Here is a 14,922-nt window from a genome sequence, read left to right as displayed (position 1 = left end):
GTCCCTTCGGGATTTGATCGATTTTGTCCATTGCGTCGTCGGCAAGTCTTGAAATATCGACATATTCCCGCGCCTTGCCTCCTCGCACTGAACAAAATCGCTTCAAACCTCGATCGCGCAATTAATGGGTCCTGACCCTAGTCGCAGCGGCGGGGGTGCGCTCTCGGCCCAAAGCGGTGGCGGAAAGACGCACCATCACCCCCATCCAACTCCGCCTAATCGCTTCGCGACAAGGCTTCATATCCTTCCCCCATCAAGGGGGAAGGCTGGACTTAATCGATCGCCTTGACGATGACGCTGGCGTTGGTGCCGCCGAAGCCGAAGCTGTTGTTGAGCGCGGCCTTCACCTTGCGCTGCTTCGCCTTGTGCGGGACGAGGTCGACGCCTTCGGTGCCCTCGTCGGGATTGTCGAGGTTGAGCGTCGGCGGGACGATCTGGTCGCGGATCGCGAGGATGCAGAAGATCGTCTCGACCGCACCGGCGCCGCCGAGCAGATGGCCGATGGCGGACTTGGTCGAGCTCATCGACACATTGGCGATTTCATTGCCGAACAGGCGCTTGACCGCGCCGAGTTCGATCGTGTCGGCCATCGTCGAAGTGCCGTGCGCGTTGATATAGTCGATGTCGGCGGGGGTCATGCCCGCCCTTTTCAGCGCCATTTCCATCGAGCGGAACGCACCCGAACCTTCGGGATGCGGCGCGGTCACATGATAGGCGTCGCCCGACAGGCCATAACCGACGACCTCGGCGTAAATCTTTGCGCCGCGCGCCTTGGCATGCTCATATTCCTCGAGCACGACGACGCCCGCGCCCTCGCCCATCACGAAACCGTCGCGGTCCTTGTCATAGGGCCGGCTCGCCTGTTCCGGCCGGTCGTTATAGCTCATGTTGAGCGCACGCGCCTGCGCGAAGCCCGCGATGCCGATCGGGCAAATCGTCGCCTCGGCGCCGCCCGCGAGCATGATGTCGGCGTCGTCGAGCGCGATCATCCGCGCGGCGTCGCCAATCGAATGCGCGCCGGTCGAGCAGGCAGTGACGACGGCGTGGTTGGGACCCTGAAGGCCATATTTGATGCTGACCTGCCCCGAGATCAGGTTGATCAGGCGGCCGTGGACGAAGTGCGGCGAAACGCGGCCCGGACCCTTTTCGGCGAGCAACAGGCTTTCGCTTTCGATGCCCGGCAGGCCGCCGATGCCCGACCCGATCGAGCAGCCGGCGCGCAGTTTCATCTCGTCGGACATATCCTCGAGGCCCGCGTCCTCGATCGCCTGGCCGGCGGCGTCGATGCCATAGATGATGAAAGGATCGACCTGGCGCTGCACCTTGTGGTCGACACGCTTGCCGGGGTCGAAACCATATTCATGGTCGGGGCCCTTGACCTCGCACGCGATCGTGCATTTCTGGTCCGACGCATCGAAATGCGTGATCGTACCCGCGCCCGATTTGCCCGCGAGCAGATTGGCCCATGTGGTTTCCACATCGGCGCCCAGCGGTGTCACCAAACCCAAACCCGTCACCACAACCCGGCGCATAGTCATTCCTTTCATCGGCCCCTGCCCCCGCAGGGCGCCGCATCACTTCTGAAAACGCATATCCATAAAAAAAGCTTCCCGGCCTCTGCGCGCGAACGCTCGGGACCGGGAAGCCGGAAACGCGTGGGCGGCTCCGGCGGGGCCGGACCGCAGGGGCTTAGCCCTTGTTCGCTTCGATATAGTCGATCGCATCCTTGACGGTGGCGATCTTTTCCGCCGCATCGTCGGGGATTTCGACGCCGAATTCTTCTTCGAACGCCATCACCAGTTCGACGATGTCGAGGCTGTCGGCGCCCAGATCGTCGATGAAGCTCGCTTCTTCGGTGACCTTGTCGGCTTCGACGCCCAGATGTTCGACGACGATCTTTTTAACCTTTTCGGCCGAATCGCTCATGCACAGTTCCTTTTTTCTGACTATGTCGTGAATGTTGAAATTGCCCTAGTGCCCGTGGGCGGGGCTGGCAAGAGGGCTGGCATCGGCCGATCGGCGAAGCGCCGCGTCGACCAAGACTTCCTCCGCAGCGCTATATGCCGACCGTGTCCCTTTCTGCCCCTCCGGCACCTGCGTCACGAAATAGGCAATGCCATCGCCGCCTTCAAGGTCGAACCACAGGCCCGAGCGCAATCCATAGGCGTCGCCCGAATGGCCGAGGCGCAGGCGGCCGTCGCCGAACAGGTCGTCGCGGCAGGCGGGATCGGCGAGCGCCGGACCGCCTGTGCTGTGCATAGCTATGCCATATTCGCAGAAAAAACCGCCCGTCCCCTCGCCGCTTGTCGGGCGAACGCGCGCCATCGCTTCGAGCCGGGCGAGGCTTGCGGGTTTCAGAAAGTCCTCGCCGCGGCGCAGCAGCATGACGCCGATGCGCGCGAGGCCGTTCGCCGAGATACGAAGCCCGCCCTGCGGGCTGAACCCCGCGCCGTGGCGGGCGAGACGATAGGCGGTAAGGTCGCAGCCGCCGTCCGCTGCCGGCACGACCGGACAGGCCGGCCGCGTGCCCTTCATGTCGTCGCGCACGACATTGCCCTCGGCATCGTGCAGCACGACGGCACGCGCGACCGCCGCGTCGCTGCAGGCCGGCCAGTTGAAACAGGCATCGAGACCGAGCGGACGGAAAACGAGCCGCGTCATCGCCCGGTCGAACCGCTCGCCCGTCGCGCCCTCGATCGCCGCGGCAACGACCGGGTAATTGAAATTGGCGTATGCGAAGTCGCCGCCCGGCGGGCGCGCCTTGTCCCAGGCGGCCGGATCGGCGAGCGCGGTTTCGAGATCGGTGTCCAGCGGCAGCGCATAGTCGGTATCGTCATTGAGCCCCGAACGATGCCCCAGCAACTGCGCCAGACTGATCGGCCGGTCGGGCCAGGCGGGATGGCGCAGCCGCCAGCCGAGATAGTCCGACACGTCGCGGTCGAGATCGAGCTTGCCCGCCTCGACCAGCCGCAGCACGCCCAGCGCGACGATCAGCTTCGAAACCGACGCGACGCGCACCGGATCGTCGGGGGCGATCGCGCGGCCGCTCGCCCGGTCGGCCAGCCCCTCGACGACGCGCGTCTCGATCTGTCCCGCACGGTTGAAATGCACCGCCACTGCGGCGGGGGCGGGCGACGCGACCGAAGTCAGCAGGGCTAGAAGCGAGAGCATGGCGCCACTCTGCGCAGCACCCCGCGCAGCGTCAAGGCGTCGCTTTGCCGGGGACGACGCCCGAATCGCGCAGCGCGGCCGAGGCGCGCTGGATCACCACCGGGGTGATGATGAACCGGCCCAGCACCCGTTCGGGCGTCGCATCGGCGGGCTGGCGCGTATAAGCGAGCAGCCGCTGCCATTGCGCGCGGGCCTCGGCCACCTGTCCCTGCCGCGCCTGCACGATCGCGCGCACCATCATATATTGCGGCTCCATATTGCTCGGCGACGGCATCTGATCGAGGATTCTCCGCGCCTCATCCTGTTCGCCGCGCTGCGACAGGGTGAAGGCGAGCGTGACCGCCGGAACGCCGGGGTAGGAGGAATCGAGCTGGAGCGACCGCCGGAGCAACAACTCGCCCTCGGGTTCCATCCCGCACGTCAGCTTGAACAAGCCGAGAAAGCCCGCCATGTCGGCGTCATAGGGATTGAGCGCGATCGCGGCGTCGCCCATCGCATTGCCGCCGGCACAATCGCCCGTATAGAAATTCGCGCGCGCCATCGCGAACAGGCCCGCGGCAGAATTGGGACTGCTTTCATAGGAGCGCTGCGCCAGCGCGCGCGCTTCGGCAAATGCCTCGCGGCCCGCCGGGGTCAGGCGCTGCGGCTGCCAGTCGCCAAAACGCACGAGCGACAATGCGGTAAGCGATACGGGATCGTGCGGGTTGGCCTTGATCGTCGCGCGCAGGCATGTGTCGACCTGTTTCGCATTCGCGGTATTGCGCATCTGGCGTACCCGGTTGAACTGCGCGAGGCACGGGAAGCCGGGCGAAAAATTGTCGGGCTGACGCTGGACCTGGTCGCGCACGATCACGCCATAGTCCCCGGCAAGCTGCGCGATCAGCGGCTCGATAGCGGTAAATTCGGGCGTTTCATCCTGCGTCAGGCGCAGCTGTTGCGACCAGATGGCGCGCTGGTCCGCGACGCGGTTGAGGACGAGCGTGACGTCGGTGTTGCCCTCGACCGTGCGGACGAGCGATGTGTCGAGCCGATAGTCGCTGTTGCCGGTGGACGCGCTGCCCGGCGCCTTCGAACTCAAGAGGTCGACGAGATCGAAGCGCCGGAGCCCGTCGCGCAGCTTTCCATCGAGCGCCCGGGCAAGCGCGCGCGATTCGGGCGAATTGCCCGCCGCCGGCGCGCTGACTTCCAGCAGCGGCGCCGCCACCGGGTCGCGGACGAACAGCCGGTCGGCCCCGCCGCGGAGCGTCCAGAGCGTGAAGAGCGCCAGCGCAAGGAGGATGAGGACGACGACCCAGCGGCCAAAATGGACGCCGCGATCGGGCGGGCGCCGGAAGCCGCCGGGCGACGCCGGACGCCTCCAGGCGGCTGCGGCACCTGCGGCCTTGACGTCATCATCGCCCGCCGGGTCGTCGGCCGGCCGCGCCGAGGGGGGCGCGGCGCGATATTGGACGACGACTTCATAGCTGCCCTGCGGAACCCGCAGCCGGTGGACCCAGGGCGTATCGGCATAATAGCGGTCGAGAAGGCTGCGCAGCCGCCCCACCATGACGCGCGGATAGCTGTCGACCGCCGGATCGAAATCTTCGCTGCGGCCGAGCGCCTCGGTCGCGATCGCATAGGCCTTGGGCGCGCTGCGCCCGCCGCGAAGACGATGTTCGACAAGGAATTGCAGCAGCCGCGACAGCACCGGCGAGCGGGTGAACATCGGGGAATCGAGCAGCCTCTCGAGTTCGCCCGCGATGATCCGGTCGACCTCGGCGGGATCCTGTGTCTCGTTCGTTTTCGCCTGGTCCATGCTACCCTCTAATACCCCTGGCGGGCGGTGCGGGTGATACGCCAATCAACAAGCGCGGCCACCCATTGTTACTTTGACGTAACGGTAACAAGGTGGCCGCATGCCATATCAAAAGAAAAGCTCGTCGCCAATCCGCGAGGAAAAAACGCGAAAACGGGTTAAGGATCGGTTATCAAATGGCGACATCGCGGCATGTGACCCCTTGTAACTGCCACAGGTTCGAAACTGTGGCATCTTTCCAGGCATCGCGGCATTCCTACGATGACGCGGTGTTGAGGCCAAAAGGCGAAAGGTGCGAGCTGGTCCCTGGCACCCTTCGATCCCCCTCAGGCCTCATTTCAAGACTTCGCCGGGCGGCCCGACAGCCCCACCTGTTCTGTCGCCCGGCAAGTCGACATCCCTCGCTCTCCGCTCAGCACGACGCGCTGGCCACAGGCGCAACGCGAGCGCCGCGACCATGACACTGCCAAAAACGATACCGACGACCTGCTTGCCCGGATCGGCGCCAAAGGCACGCCCGGCATAGCTCGCGGTAAAGATGAACCAGATATAATAGGCGCCGAACCGGTGCAGGCGCCCCCACCATTGGCCCAGCCGCCGCTGCCACCCGTCGGTCGAGGTCAGCGCCATCAGATAGAGCATGACATAGGCGAGCCCGCCGCCGAGCAGCGACTGCCAGGTCCGCCCCGGCGCATAGACGATGACGTTGATGCCCAGCGCGGCGAGGTGGATCGTGTGGGCGAGCGCGAAGCCCAGCCCCCATTGCCGCCGCCGGCGAAGCAGTGCGCGCGTTGTCGCGCCCGGCCAGCGGCGCACCAGCGTCGACGCCAGAAATGCGACAAGGAACAGCGGCAGGCCGGCGCGCGCGGTCCATCGTGCAGCAAGCCCCGCCCGCTCGGCAGCATCGCCGCCGGCGAGCAATCCCGCCGCGACCGCGAGCAGGCCGGCGGCGAGGCCGAGCCAGAGCGGAGTTCCGCGGCGGTCGAGCCAGCCGCTCAAGTTCAGGCGGCTCCGATACGAAAGGCGCAGAGCTTGTTGCCGTCGAGGTCGCGGAAATAGGCGGCGTAAAAAGCCTGGTCGCCTTCATCGCCGCGGACGCCCGGCACATCTTCACAATTGCCGCCCAGTTCGAGCGCCTTTGCGTGCAGCGCATCGACCTTGGCGCGCTCGTCGACGACGATCGCCGCCATATGACCATTGCCGCGGTTCGCGGGTTGTCCGTCATAGGGGCGCGTGACCGCGATGCCCGGCTGGCCCCAGCCGGTGCCATAGAGAGTGAAGCCGTTCGCTTCGGCGTCGGGCATGCGCATCAATTCGCTGGCGCCGATCGTGCCGAGCAGCGCGGCATAGAAAGCACGCGCGCGTACCAGGTCGTCGGTTCCCATCGTCACATAGCCAAGCATATTCGCGATCCCCCACTTTTCCGCTGCATGGACGAATATACGAAAGGGGCGCCGGTTTCCACCGGCGCCCCATCATTTTTCATCAAAGATAGAGGACTTAGGTCGTGGCCGGCGCCTTGCACGGACCGGTGTGGGTGCTGGTCATCTGCATGACCATTTCCATGTCGCCGCCGGTCGGCACCTTGCCCTTCGTCGTGATGGTGACGTCGGTCTTCTTGGCTTCCATCGTGCCGGCCATCGCCATGTCGACCGTCTGGCCATTGGCCGTGCAGGTGCCCGCGACGTCGATCTTGCCGCCAGCGACGTCCTTTTTCGACCATTTGCAGTCGCCGCCGTTGCCCGGACCCTTGGCGAGTTCGGCCGCGACATCTTCCTTGTCGACCTGTTCCTGCGTGAAGCATTGGTCCATGCCGCTGGCACTTTCCATCATCTTCGTCATCTGGTCCTTCGCTTCCGCCGGCATGCCGGGGACTTCGAACTTCACCAGCTTGACGTCGGTCTTCCAATTACCGGCTTCGCGCTTCACGGGACCGCTGGTGGCAGCGGTCTCACTCTTGCCGCAACCCGACACTGCAATGAGGGCGCCGATGGCGGCGACCGTCAGAAATTTCTTCATACCCTGTCTCCTGTGACTGCTGCTTGGGGGATATTCTGATTCATTCGATTGTGCGCCCACGCCATCGATACCATATTGGCAGCAATGGCAATTCAGATTCGTACATCGCTCGATGAAATCGACACGGCGGAGAACTATGTCCCGCACCGCCCGGCGCGCCCCGACAAGGTCGAAGGCGGCAAACGATTCGAGCTAGTTAGCGATTATGAGCCCGCAGGCGACCAGCCGACGGCGATCAGGGAACTCGTCTCCACCGCGCTCGACGGCGAACGCGACCAGGTGCTGCTCGGGGTGACGGGGTCGGGCAAGACCTTCACGATGGCGAAAGTCATCGACGAGTTGCAGCGCCCCGCGCTGATCCTCGCGCCGAACAAGATCCTCGCGGCGCAGCTTTATGGCGAGTTCAAGAGTTTCTTCCCGAACAATGCGGTCGAATATTTCGTCAGCTATTACGACTATTACCAGCCCGAAGCCTATGTACCGCGGTCGGACACCTACATCGAGAAGGAGTCGAGCGTAAACGAGGCGATCGACCGCATGCGCCACTCGGCGACGCGCGCTTTGCTCGAACGCGACGACGTCATCATCGTCGCGTCGGTGTCGTGCCTCTATGGCATCGGGTCGGTCGAGACTTATTCGGCGATGATCTTCGACCTCAAGAAGGGCCAGGTCGCCGACAACCGCGAGATTATCCGCAAGCTCGTCGCGCTCCAATACAAGCGCAATGACCAGGCCTTCGCGCGCGGCAATTTCCGCGTGCGCGGCGACAGCCTCGAAATCTTTCCGTCGCACTATGAGGATATGGCGTGGCGCGTCAGCTTCTTCGGCGACGAGATCGAGGAGATCACCGAATTCGATCCGCTGACGGGAAAGAAGATCGCGACCCTCAACTATGTCCGCGTCTTCGCCAACTCGCACTATGTGACTCCGGGGCCGACGCTGAAGCAGGCGAGCGAGGCGATCCGGCACGAACTCGCCGAACGGCTGAAGGAACTCGAGGCCGAGGGGCGCCTGCTCGAAGCGCAGCGGCTCGAACAGCGCACCAATTTCGACCTCGAGATGATCGCCGCGACGGGCAGCTGCGCCGGAATCGAGAATTACAGCCGCTTCCTGACCGGCCGCCTGCCCGGCGAGCCGCCGCCGACCCTGTTCGAATATCTGCCCGACAACGCCCTGCTCTTCGTCGACGAGAGCCACCAGACGATTCCGCAGATCGGTGCGATGTCAAAGGGCGATCACCGCCGCAAGATCACGCTGGCCGAATATGGCTTCCGCCTGCCGAGCTGCATCGACAACCGGCCGCTGCGCTTCGCCGAATGGGACATGATGCGCCCGCAGACGGTCAGCGTGTCGGCGACGCCGGGGACATGGGAGATGGACCGCACGCAGGGCGTCTTCGCCGAACAGGTGATCCGCCCCACCGGGCTGATCGACCCGCCGGTCGAGATCAAGCCGGTCGAGGAGCAGGTCGACGACCTGATCGTCGAGGCGAAAAAGACCGCCGCGGCGGGATATCGCACGCTCGTCACCACGCTCACCAAGCGCATGGCCGAGGATCTGACCGAGTTCCTCCACGAAGCGGGGCTGAAGGTCCGCTATATGCACTCCGACGTCGAGACGTTGGAGCGTATCGAGATCATCCGCGACCTCCGCCTCGGGGTGTTCGACGTGCTCATCGGGATCAACCTGCTGCGCGAAGGGCTCGATATTCCCGAATGCGGGCTGGTCGCGATCCTCGATGCCGACAAGGAAGGTTTCCTGCGCAGCGAGACCAGTCTCGTCCAGACGATCGGCCGCGCCGCGCGCAACGTCGACGGCCGCGTCATCCTCTACGCCGACCGCATCACCGGCAGCATGGAACGCGCGATACGCGAAACCGACCGCCGCCGCGAAAAGCAGACCGAATATAACGTCGCGCACGGCATCACCCCGACGACGATCAAGCGCAACATCGGCGACATCATCGCGCATGTCGCGTCGAAGGATCAGGTCACGATCGACATCGGCGAGGACAAGCCCGCGCATATGGTCGGACACAATCTGCGCGCGTACATCCAGGACCTCGAAAAGAAGATGCGCGATGCGGCGGCTGACCTGGAGTTCGAGGAAGCCGGCCGTCTGCGCGACGAAATCCGCAAGCTGGAGGCCGATGAGCTGGGACTGCCTGCGGATCAGCAAGTGGCGCCGCGGGTGGGGCGCAGCAACGAGGGCAAGCCGGGTACGCGCAAGGGGCGGTTCGGGAAGCAGAGCAAGACCAAGTGGGGGCGTTGACAATCTCCTTGCATCGACTTTCAGATTGTCTTATTTAAGGGACATGTCATTCAGGGACCACCTCCTGTGAAGGGTGCGTAAGACGTCGAGCACGTGGATCGTGAAACAAATCGACCCCTTACGCATTTGAAATGGAGCAAACCCGTGACGGCCAGAGACGATGACAGGATCGTTGATATTCAGCGGACCTCGCAGTTCGAAAAGTGGTTGCGCGGCTTGCGGGATCGGAGGGCTTTGCAGAGGATTACCGATCGACTGAAGCGCTTTGCATCCGGCGCGACGGGAGACACGAAATCCGTTGGCGATGATGTGCATGAACTGAGATTTGCATTCGGGCCGGGCTATCGAATTTATTACATGTGGCGCGGCAGCACTCTGGTTCTTCTACTGATTGGCGGCGACAAAGACAGCCAGGCGCGCGACATTGCGAAAGCCAAGGAATTGGCAAAGGAAGCGAATGATGGGCTTGAAGACGACACGCTTTGATCCGGCTGACTATATCGAAACCGCAGAGGACGTTCGCTTCTATCTCGAAGCAGCTATGGAAGGGAATGATGCGAAACACATCGCCAGTGCGTTGGGCGACGTCGCGCGTTCGAAAGGCATGAGCGAGATCGCCCGCAAGACCGGGCTTGGACGACAGGCGCTCTACAATGCGCTTTCGGAGAATGGTAATCCGACACTCGAAACCCTGACCGCCGTCCTCGATGCACTGGGCCTACAATTGTCGGTGCAACCCAAAGCCGCTTGAGCTTTCACTTCGACCAAAGCCCCTTTGTAACCGACAAGTAACCTTGCCGCCTCCCCGCGCGCTGCATAGGGTCGCCCCGCAATCGGGGAGATATATCTATGAAATCGGGTCTGTCGCTTATCGCCTTGGCGCTTGCCTTCACCGCGCCCGCCGCGCTCCACGCGCAGGACAAGGCCGATGACAAGGCAAAAGCCGAAAAGCCCGCCGCCGAATATGAGCCGCAGGTTCGCACGACGAAACTCAGCGGCACCTTCGGCGGCCAGCGGATCAACTATGCCGCGACGATCGGCGAGACGATCATCAAGAACAAGGACGGCGTGCCCGAAGTCGCGGTCGTCACCACCTCCTACATCAAGGAACCGCGCGACCCGAGCCGGCCGATCACCTTCCTGTTCAACGGCGGCCCGGGGTCGGGCACCGTCTGGCTGATGATGGGCGCGTTCGGGCCGAAGCGCGTCGCGATCCCCGGCACCGGCGTCGATGATGGCGCCCCGCCCTATCCGATCGTCGACAATCCCGATGCGCTGCTCGACGTCACCGACGTCGTGTTCATCGACCCGCCGGGCACGGGCTTCTCTCACCTGATCGGCAAGGCCGACCCCAAGGATTATTACGGCGTGACGCAGGACGCCAAGCTGGTCGCCGAAGTCATCCGCCGCTGGCTGAACGACAACGGCCGCTGGAACAGCCCCAAGTTCCTTGGCGGCGAAAGCTATGGCACGACGCGCTCGGCGGCGGTCGCCAACCAGCTGATGAACGAGACGTACAACGACGTCGCATTGAACGGCATCATCCTGATCTCGACCGTGCTCGATTTCGCCGCGGGCGCCGACACGCCGGGCAACGAGCTGTCGCCGATCACCAACCTGCCTTCGATGGCGGCGACCGCGCTCTATCACGGCAAGGCGACCGCGCCGTCGGTCGAGGGCTTCGTCGAGGAAGCGCGGCAATGGGCGATCGGCCCCTATGCCACCGCGCTGCTCAAGGGCCAGAAATTGCAGGGTGAGGAACGCGCCGCGATCCGTCGCGAATTGTCGCGCTTCACCGGCCTGTCCGAAACTTTCCTCGAAAACGCCGACCTCCGCGTCACGCCGAACCGCTTTTACAAGGAGCTGCTGCGCGATCGCGGGCTGACCGTCGGTCGCCTCGACAGCCGCTACACCGGAAAGGATTATGACAGCGCGGGCGAAGGCCCCGACAACGACCCCAGCTTCTATGGCATCGACGCGAGCTATACCGCCGCGATCAACAGCTGGAGCCGCGACGGGCTGGGGTTCAAGACCGACCGCGAATATCAGTCGATCGGCCGGATCGGCGGCCAGTGGGATTGGCGCCTCGGCGGCCGCGACACCAACGCCTATCTCAACGTCGCGCCCTATATCGGACAGGCGCTGCGCGAAAATTCGGGGCTGCGCGTGCTCGTCGCGCAGGGCTATTATGATTTCGCGACGCCCTTTTTCGCCGCCGAATATGCGTTGTCGCGCACGGGCATCCCGCAGGATCGCATCAGCTATACCTATTATGACGCGGGCCACATGATGTATATCCGCGATGAGGACCGCCACAAATTGTCAGCGGATATCCGCGCCTTCATTCGGGGACGGTGAGAGCGGCAGCTCGCGACCGGTTGGGGACCTATGATCCTCCCTGTGGCGCAGCCATGGGGAGGGGGACCGCCGCGAAGCGGTGGTGGAGGGGTGGCAACCTCGCGTTAAAAACCCCTCCGTCAGCGCTCCGCGCTGCCACCTCCCCATGGCTGCGCCACAGGGAGGATCTTTAGTCCGCTCACCACCCCAAAGCGGGCTCTTTACCTCAGCACGCCCTTTGCCGCTTGCGATCGCGCGTAAAGGAACAGCCCGATCGCGATCACCCAGATCACCGCGGTGAAAATCATCGGAAAGGCGCCGAACATCCGCATCAGGTCGCCATAATGCATACCAAACTGATAGACGCTGCTGAGCGCCAGCCCGATCAGCGAGATAAGGAATGCCGTCACCGCGTGGCGGCTACGCACCAGGAGCAGCAACGAACCGAGCAGCGCTCCCCAAACCCCGAGCGCCCAGCCGATGTTCGCCCAGACGGGAAAGCTGGCGAAATAGGCCTGCTGTTCGGGTGTGAAGGCCGCAAGATATTCGGCGTTGCCCATTTTGGTCATCGTATAATCCATCGCGCCAAAGGCGTTCCAGATCAGCGATACCGCCCCGACTACCCATAGGTGCCACGGCGTTTTGCGCACTTCGGTCATCATTCGTCTCCCCCTCCAGAAAGATCGCACTGCAGTAACAATATAACACACCCGAGACACCCGCGAAACAGCTTATCCTGCGGCGCCGGCAAAGGCGCTTGGCAAGCCGCCGTCAAATCGCGATAGGCACCACATGTGTGTCGTCGCCCTTGCTTACCAAGCCCATCCCGACTGGCCCCTCATCCTTATCGGCAATCGCGACGAGTTCCACGCGCGCGCCGCCGCGCCGCTTCACATATGGGACGATGGCAGCGGGATCGTCGCGGGCCGCGACCTGCAGGCCGGCGGGACATGGCTTGGGGTTCATCGCCCCAGCGGCCGCGCCGTCGTGGTGACCAATGTCCGCGGCGCGATGCCCGATCCCGCGAAGGAGTCGCGCGGCGCGCTGGTGTCGGACATGCTGCGCGGCGAAGGGCGCTTTGCCAATCCCGCGGCCGAGGATCTGTCGCGCTTCAACGCGTTCAACCTTTTCGCGGTGGGCGGCGGCAAGGTGCGGCTGCTCACCAACCGGCCGGTCCCGCTGATCATGCCGATCGAGCCCGGCGTCCATGCGCTCGCCAACGAGCCCGTCGATGCGCCCTGCCCGCGCGCCGAGCGGCTGCGCCTCGCCCTCGAAGCGACGGTCGCGGCCGGCGACGATCCCACGGGCCTGCTCGACACGCTGATGGCCGAAGACGACCCCGCGCTGTTCCTGCGCGGTGACGTCTATGGCACGCGCGCCTCGACGCTCGTCGCGGTTTCGGCGGGCGGCGACGTCAGGATGGTCGAACGCCGATACGAAAAGGGCGGCCGTCCCACTGGAACAACCGCCCTCGAATTTCGTATCGGCTGAAGCCGGACGCGCTTATTTCGGCGCGATCACCATCAGCATCTGACGGCCTTCGGTGCGCGGATGCGCCTCGACCTTCGCGATTTCCGACGTCAGTTCGGCGACGCGCTGGAGCACGTTGAGGCCAAGCTGGGTGTGGCTCATTTCGCGGCCGCGGAAACGCATGGTCATCTTGACCTTGTCGCCTTCCTCGAGGAAATCGAACACCTTGCGCATCTTCACATCGAAATCATGATCGTCGATATTCGGACGCATCTTGATCTCTTTGATTTCCTGCGTCTTTTGGCTCTTGCGCGCGAGGTTCGCCTTTTTCTGCGCCTCATATTTGAACTTGCCGACGTCGAGGAACTTGCACACCGGCGGATCGGCGTTCGGGGATACTTCAACCAGGTCCAGCCCGACGGAAGCCGCCTGCTCAATCGCTTCGGCCGTCAGCATCACGCCCAGATTTTCGCCTTCCTCGTCGATCACGCGGACTTTGGGGGAGGCGATAAATTCATTGTAACGCGGGCCGTTTTTGGGCGGCATCGGTGCCATTGGGCGACGGGTCATGGGCGGTGGTATAGCTGTATCTCCTGGGTCGTTTAAAAAGGGCGTGCAGCATCGACGCAAAAACACGCGTGGTGGTCATATAGTGATCAAAGCGCCGTCGTAAAGGCCGCCGCGCTCACCTTATAACGCTTTTCGGGCCGACTGTGGCCGGTCTGCCACTGTCAGCGGGGACTACCATTTGGTCGGGGCGGGATCGACGACGCGGAAGCCGCCCGCACCGATTTCGCTGATCTCGAGCGCGCGCTCGGCGATGCCGCGGTTGCTGAAACGGAAGATGCCGTCGATCCCGCCGAAACCGTCGGCGGCGAGCAGGCGGTTCGCGGGGAAGTTCGTCCCCGGCTTCCAGTCGCGCGCGATGCGCACCGTTAGCAGCACCGAGTCATAGCCCAGGCTGGCGAGCCGGTACGGCGCCTTGCCGAAGCGCGTGCGATATTTGGTTGCGAGCTGGCCATAAAGCCCGTCCGAAACGCTGGCGAACCACGACCCGCGCATCACCGCGCTGCTGCCGAGCGCGGCGTCGGTGTTCCACAGTTCGGTGCCGAGGATCTGCTTGTTCCCCGTGGTCTTGATCACCGGAACCGCGCGAATGGCGTTGCCGCCGCTGTCGGCGATCAGCACCGCGTCCATCGCACCGGCATTGGCGATCCGCCGTGCCGCACCCGTCAATGCGGTCGCGCTGCGATCGTAGGTTTCGACCGCGACGAGCGTGCCGCCCGCTTTGGTTACCGCAGCGCGGAATGCCGCCGCCGAGCGGTCGCCATAGACATTCTTGGGCACCAGCGCGCCGAAGCGTTGATGGCCTTTCGATCGCGAAAAGGCGACGACGCGCTCGACCGACTGGCCGGGGACGAAGCCCATGATGAAGACGCCGTTGCCCGCGACGCTGCTGTCGTTCGAAAAGCTCAGCACCGGCACCTTGGCGGCGCGCGCAATCGGCGCGACCGCCGAGACATCCTCGCTGAGCAGCGGCCCGAGGATCAGCTTGTTGCCGTCGGCGACCGCCTGCCGCGCCGCGGCCGCAGCGCCGAGCGCGGTGTCATAGGTCGTGATGCGCACGCGCTCGGTGCGCGTATCGAGCAGCGCCAGCGTCGTCGCATTGGCGATCGCGTTGCCGACGTCGGCATTGGCGCCCGTCTGCGGCACGAGCAGCGCAACGCGGTGGCGATCGGTGTCGGTCGGCAAGCCGGGGCCGACATTGTCGTCGGGGTTCGTCGGCGGCGGCGGGGTCGCCGGGCCGTTCGACTTCGGCACCACCTGACACGCCGCGAGCAGACCCGCCATCGCCATCA

The 14,922-nt window shown here is 64.3% G+C and carries 15 protein-coding genes; 5 read left to right on the top strand and 10 right to left on the bottom strand.

Annotation, left to right across the window (positions count from 1 at the left end; genetic code table 11):
- Window positions 1-272: 272 nt before the first annotated feature.
- The 7 genes from fabF to VJ811_RS15965 form a co-directional block, all read right to left on the bottom strand.
- Window positions 273-1,532, bottom strand: coding sequence for a beta-ketoacyl-ACP synthase II (gene fabF / locus VJ811_RS15995; RefSeq protein WP_324074185.1), 1,260 nt, complete (start codon window positions 1,530-1,532; stop codon window positions 273-275).
- A 157-nt stretch (window positions 1,533-1,689) separates the two neighbouring features.
- Window positions 1,690-1,926, bottom strand: coding sequence for an acyl carrier protein (locus VJ811_RS15990; RefSeq protein WP_003039428.1), 237 nt, complete (start codon window positions 1,924-1,926; stop codon window positions 1,690-1,692).
- A gap of 45 nt (window positions 1,927-1,971) precedes the next feature.
- Window positions 1,972-3,171, bottom strand: a complete 1,200-nt coding sequence (locus VJ811_RS15985) for a serine hydrolase domain-containing protein (protein ID WP_324074143.1) — start codon at window positions 3,169-3,171, stop codon at window positions 1,972-1,974.
- 31 nt (window positions 3,172-3,202) lie between these two features.
- Window positions 3,203-4,966: a tetratricopeptide repeat protein gene (locus VJ811_RS15980; RefSeq protein ID WP_324074141.1), complete on the bottom strand. Its 1,764-nt coding sequence runs from the start codon at window positions 4,964-4,966 to the stop codon at window positions 3,203-3,205.
- A 333-nt stretch (window positions 4,967-5,299) separates the two neighbouring features.
- Complete coding sequence (locus VJ811_RS15975; RefSeq protein ID WP_324074140.1) at window positions 5,300-5,965, bottom strand: hypothetical protein; 666 nt, start codon at window positions 5,963-5,965, stop codon at window positions 5,300-5,302.
- Window positions 5,966-5,967: 2 nt separating this feature from the next.
- Window positions 5,968-6,369, bottom strand: a complete 402-nt coding sequence (locus VJ811_RS15970; protein WP_324074138.1) for a VOC family protein — start codon at window positions 6,367-6,369, stop codon at window positions 5,968-5,970.
- A 97-nt stretch (window positions 6,370-6,466) separates the two neighbouring features.
- On the bottom strand, window positions 6,467-6,985 hold the full coding sequence (locus VJ811_RS15965; RefSeq protein WP_324074135.1) for a DUF3617 domain-containing protein: 519 nt from the start codon (window positions 6,983-6,985) through the stop codon (window positions 6,467-6,469).
- Window positions 6,986-7,069: 84 nt separating this feature from the next.
- Between VJ811_RS15965 and uvrB the strand changes: the two genes are divergently transcribed.
- The 4 genes from uvrB (at window position 7,070) to VJ811_RS15945 (ending at window position 11,614) form a co-directional block, all read left to right on the top strand.
- Window positions 7,070-9,256, top strand: a complete 2,187-nt coding sequence (gene uvrB, locus VJ811_RS15960; protein ID WP_324074133.1) for an excinuclease ABC subunit UvrB — start codon at window positions 7,070-7,072, stop codon at window positions 9,254-9,256.
- Window positions 9,257-9,400: 144 nt separating this feature from the next.
- Window positions 9,401-9,742 (top strand): type II toxin-antitoxin system RelE/ParE family toxin, encoded by a 342-nt coding sequence (locus tag VJ811_RS15955; protein ID WP_324074131.1) that lies wholly within the window; start codon window positions 9,401-9,403, stop codon window positions 9,740-9,742.
- Entirely contained in the window at window positions 9,714-10,007 is a 294-nt protein-coding gene (locus tag VJ811_RS15950) for an addiction module antidote protein (protein ID WP_324074129.1), read from the top strand. Before VJ811_RS15955 ends, VJ811_RS15950 begins: the two co-directional genes overlap by 29 nt.
- Before the next feature lie 98 nt (window positions 10,008-10,105).
- The gene (locus VJ811_RS15945) at window positions 10,106-11,614 is read left to right on the top strand and encodes a S10 family peptidase (RefSeq protein ID WP_324074128.1); all 1,509 of its coding nucleotides are present in this window, start codon (window positions 10,106-10,108) and stop codon (window positions 11,612-11,614) included.
- Between the two features lie 200 nt (window positions 11,615-11,814).
- Here VJ811_RS15945 and VJ811_RS15940 read toward each other — a convergent pair whose 3' ends face one another.
- The gene (locus VJ811_RS15940; protein ID WP_324074126.1) at window positions 11,815-12,255 is read right to left on the bottom strand and encodes a hypothetical protein; all 441 of its coding nucleotides are present in this window, start codon (window positions 12,253-12,255) and stop codon (window positions 11,815-11,817) included.
- Between the two features lie 130 nt (window positions 12,256-12,385).
- Here VJ811_RS15940 and VJ811_RS15935 point away from each other — a divergent pair, with 130 nt between their 5' ends.
- A complete protein-coding gene (locus VJ811_RS15935; RefSeq protein ID WP_324074124.1) occupies window positions 12,386-13,084 on the top strand; it encodes an NRDE family protein in 699 nt (232 codons plus the stop codon).
- A gap of 12 nt (window positions 13,085-13,096) precedes the next feature.
- Here the strand turns inward: VJ811_RS15935 and infC are convergent, their stop codons facing one another.
- Window positions 13,097-13,633, bottom strand: a complete 537-nt coding sequence (gene infC, locus VJ811_RS15930; protein ID WP_039572576.1) for a translation initiation factor IF-3 — start codon at window positions 13,631-13,633, stop codon at window positions 13,097-13,099.
- A 171-nt stretch (window positions 13,634-13,804) separates the two neighbouring features.
- A complete protein-coding gene (locus VJ811_RS15925) occupies window positions 13,805-14,920 on the bottom strand; it encodes a penicillin-binding protein activator (protein WP_324074121.1) in 1,116 nt (371 codons plus the stop codon).
- Between the last annotated feature and the right edge of the window lie 2 nt (window positions 14,921-14,922).

This window comes from Sphingopyxis sp., assembly GCF_035250425.1.
Lineage (GTDB): Bacteria > Pseudomonadota > Alphaproteobacteria > Sphingomonadales > Sphingomonadaceae > Sphingopyxis.
This window is presented reverse-complemented; position numbering and strand designations above follow the sequence as displayed.

What these genes read in the sequence shown, in the direction of transcription:
- VJ811_RS15950 (WP_324074129.1), top strand. Translation starts at nt 9,714, where the DNA reads ATGATGGGCTTGAAGACGACACGCTTTGATCCGGCTGACTATATCGAA.
- VJ811_RS15925 (WP_324074121.1), bottom strand. Translation starts at nt 14,920, where the DNA reads ATGGCGATGGCGGGTCTGCTCGCGGCGTGTCAGGTGGTGCCGAAGTCG.
- VJ811_RS15965 (WP_324074135.1), bottom strand. Translation starts at nt 6,985, where the DNA reads ATGAAGAAATTTCTGACGGTCGCCGCCATCGGCGCCCTCATTGCAGTG.
- VJ811_RS15935 (WP_324074124.1), top strand. Translation starts at nt 12,386, where the DNA reads ATGTGTGTCGTCGCCCTTGCTTACCAAGCCCATCCCGACTGGCCCCTC.
- VJ811_RS15990 (WP_003039428.1), bottom strand. Translation starts at nt 1,926, where the DNA reads ATGAGCGATTCGGCCGAAAAGGTTAAAAAGATCGTCGTCGAACATCTG.
- infC (WP_039572576.1), bottom strand. Translation starts at nt 13,633, where the DNA reads ATGACCCGTCGCCCAATGGCACCGATGCCGCCCAAAAACGGCCCGCGT.
- VJ811_RS15985 (WP_324074143.1), bottom strand. Translation starts at nt 3,171, where the DNA reads ATGCTCTCGCTTCTAGCCCTGCTGACTTCGGTCGCGTCGCCCGCCCCC.
- fabF (WP_324074185.1), bottom strand. Translation starts at nt 1,532, where the DNA reads ATGCGCCGGGTTGTGGTGACGGGTTTGGGTTTGGTGACACCGCTGGGC.
- VJ811_RS15940 (WP_324074126.1), bottom strand. Translation starts at nt 12,255, where the DNA reads ATGATGACCGAAGTGCGCAAAACGCCGTGGCACCTATGGGTAGTCGGG.
- VJ811_RS15945 (WP_324074128.1), top strand. Translation starts at nt 10,106, where the DNA reads ATGAAATCGGGTCTGTCGCTTATCGCCTTGGCGCTTGCCTTCACCGCG.
- VJ811_RS15970 (WP_324074138.1), bottom strand. Translation starts at nt 6,369, where the DNA reads ATGCTTGGCTATGTGACGATGGGAACCGACGACCTGGTACGCGCGCGT.
- VJ811_RS15980 (WP_324074141.1), bottom strand. Translation starts at nt 4,966, where the DNA reads ATGGACCAGGCGAAAACGAACGAGACACAGGATCCCGCCGAGGTCGAC.
- uvrB (WP_324074133.1), top strand. Translation starts at nt 7,070, where the DNA reads ATGGCAATTCAGATTCGTACATCGCTCGATGAAATCGACACGGCGGAG.